2 protein-coding genes and 1 pseudogene are annotated in these 2,962 nt (G+C 43.5%); 2 read left to right on the forward strand and 1 reads right to left on the reverse strand.

Going from position 1 to position 2,962, the window contains the following annotated elements:
- Together QZY09_RS03750 and QZY09_RS03755 are read left to right on the forward strand one after the other, a co-directional pair.
- A partial coding sequence (locus QZY09_RS03750) for a lysylphosphatidylglycerol synthase domain-containing protein (RefSeq protein WP_367119160.1) occupies positions 1 to 991 on the forward strand: 991 nt, incomplete at its 5' end.
- Complete coding sequence (locus tag QZY09_RS03755; RefSeq protein WP_295668227.1) at positions 975 to 2,105, forward strand: glycosyltransferase; 1,131 nt, start codon at positions 975 to 977, stop codon at positions 2,103 to 2,105. The genes QZY09_RS03750 and QZY09_RS03755, both read left to right, overlap by 17 nt.
- 187 nt (positions 2,106 to 2,292) lie before the next feature.
- Here QZY09_RS03755 and QZY09_RS03760 read toward each other — a convergent pair.
- Positions 2,293 to 2,962: pseudogene (locus QZY09_RS03760) on the reverse strand (DNA polymerase III subunit alpha); the annotation flags it as partial.

The raw sequence follows: 2,962 nt of genomic DNA on the forward strand, positions 1-2,962 counted from the left end.
AAAAATATTCTGCCTTTTGACTGCCCGCGCTAAAAAACTGTTCTCCTACCTGCTTAAGCTTTGCATTATAGCGCTTGCATTTTGGTATGTGTATCACAGCATCCTCAAAAACAATAAAAACATTCGTGATTTTCATGTGCTGGTAGCCCAAATCACCTATACCAGGGTGGCCACTACTTTAACGTTAATTGTTGTGTTGATGGTGGTAAACTGGCTTCTTGAATCGTTAAAATGGTGGTTCCTGATGCGCGAATTGCACCCTATGCCGGTATGGCGGGCTATTGAATCGGTGTTTTGTGGCTTAACCTGGGCGGTGTTTACGCCCAACCGGCTGGGCGAGTACGCGGGCCGAATTATGTTTTTGCCCAACCGTAAGCGCATCCACGGTGTATTTTCGATGGCTGTTGGGTCTTTCGGGCAAAACGTAATTACCAATGTTTTGGGCGCCGGCGCCTCTGTATGGTTTGTATATTCGTTTTTGCACCCCGATAATTGGCTGATGCTGGGTATTACGGTGGTCGCCGCAGGCTTTATGGCGATCATGCTCGTTTTCTATTTCAATATCCGGTGGATGGTGTCGCTTTTAAACAGGGTTAAATTCCTTAAAAAGTTTCACCGCTTTTTTGATATCATGGGGAAGTACAACTTTACCGAACTATTGGATATTATGTGGTTTTGCCTGGCCCGCTTCCTGGTGTTCACCTTCCAGTATTACCTGATCATTCACCTGCTGATCCCCGAAATACCAATTTGGGAAATGTCGCTGATGATGTTTGTGTTTTTCTTTATCCAGTCGGCCATCCCTTCATTGGATTTTCTGGATATCGGAGTGCGCAGCGTTACCGCTAACGCTATATTTGGCTATGTTACCAACCAGCATATTGCTGTTATCGTAGCCGTTTCTATTATTTATATCATTAACCTTATTATTCCTGCTATTTTAGGGTCTGCATTTGTATTTAAATTAAAATTCTTTGATCGCACTGCTTAGTATTATATCGTTGCTGCTTACAGCATTATTTCTCTCGGTGCTCATCTATCTTATCATTGGATGGAGGGCTGTAAAAACGCCGCAAATTAAGCTTTCGGGCTACTCAACAAAGGTTACCGTGCTGATCGCTGCCCGGAATGAAGAGGAAAAGATCCATTTAACGATTGAGGATATCCTGGCACAGGATTATCCAAAAGAGCTTACGGAGATCATTATTGTTGACGATCATTCCACCGACCGCACCTCCGCAATCATCAGCAGCTATGCAGACCGTGGCGTTAAACTTTTACAGCTAAAGGAAGACAAGCCTTTAAATTCATACAAAAAGAAAGCGATTGCCGAGGCAATAAGGCTGTCAGGCGGCGAACTGATGGTGGCGACCGATGCGGACTGCCGCATGGGTACTCAATGGCTTTCGTCCATCGTTGGGTATTTTGAGTTGCATAACCCGGTAATGATCTCGTCGCCGGTGAGTTATTTTGAAGAAAAAAGTTTATTTGAACGCATGCAGGCACTTGAGTTTTATAGCCTGATCGCTACCGGCGGTGCGTTTATCGGTAATGGCCATGCTTCAACCTGTAACGGCGCAAACATAGCGTATCGTAAAGATGTTTTTTATGAAGTTGGCGGATTTAAAGGGATTGACGATCTTGCCTCGGGCGACGACGAACTGCTGCTGCAAAAAGTTGCCGTAACCTACCCTGGTAAAATTGGTTTTTTAAAACACTATGAGGCGGTTGTATTCACCCATGCCAAGCCCAATCTTAAAGAGTTTATGCAGCAAAGGCGCAGGTGGGCATCAAAATCAGTTAAATACAAGGATAAAAAAATTGTGGCACTGGTAGTGGGCCTTTGGCTTTTCAATGTATCAGTATTGCTGAATTTTGTGGCCGGCTTTTATGACCGTACATTTTTTGCGGTTCTTGGGACGCAGCTTTTATTGATGATGCTGTTTGAACTGATGCTGCTATGGCCGGTGACTAAGTTTTTCAGGAGGCAGAGATTATTGCAACTCATCGTGATCTCTATCCCCTTATATGTGCTGTATTTTGTTTATATCGGTATGATTGGCAACAAAGGCAAATATTTATGGAAGGGGAGGATGGTAAGGTAATGTTAAACAGCTAAGGCTGATATTATTCCTCATATAACCGTTGCCTGCCTCGCATATTATATGCTTTTAAAGCGTTAAATGCACGTGACTATGATAAATAAGAATTTAATGAATTAGCGCTCCCGCTTTGTGGTAATTTCTGATTTGGATATAAAACAATTTAACCATTTTCAAATCACCAAATCATCTAATTCAACACCGGGTGCACGTTGGTCAACGTAAATATATCCGCCATTAAATCATCGCTTGGGTTAACTTTAAACGATTTGGAGGGCAGCTCCACCAGCATGGCTTCTTCGCGGTCTTTAATCATAAACCGCAGTGTGCAATTTTTTACCGGGTAGCGCTGGTTGTTGATATTAATAGCCTCCTGTATGTTTTCCAGTAACTGACTGTTCAGTGCGTTCAATTCAAGGCATACAGTTAATGATTTGGTGAGCTTATCGCGCATTTCGGAGAGCAGACTCATCGTCAGGATCTTCATATCCCAGTTATCCTTCTGCCTGAATTTCTCTTCAATAATACCTTTCAGGTGTAAAAAGTAACCATCTACCAGCAGGTTACGGAATTTTACATAATCATCGCCAAATAAGGCAAACTCGTACGATTCATTATAATCCTCCAGCACAAAGGTGCCAAAGGGCTTACCGTTTTTGGTCATTTTATGCTGAACGTTTCCTACTAATCCGCCGATGCGGATCTCGCCCCTTTTACGCAGGTTGGCAAAGGCGTTCATGATCTCTTCGCCGCCCTCGCCTGATCGTGCTTTCTGCATGTTTTTCAGGTCGCTGATGTTGCTGTTGCAAAACCTTTCCAGCTCAACCTTGTAATTATCCAGCGGGTGCCCTGTGAGGTAC

The sequence above is a fragment of the uncultured Mucilaginibacter sp. genome, assembly GCF_903913935.1.
In the GTDB taxonomy this organism is placed as follows: Bacteria; Bacteroidota; Bacteroidia; order Sphingobacteriales; family Sphingobacteriaceae; genus Mucilaginibacter.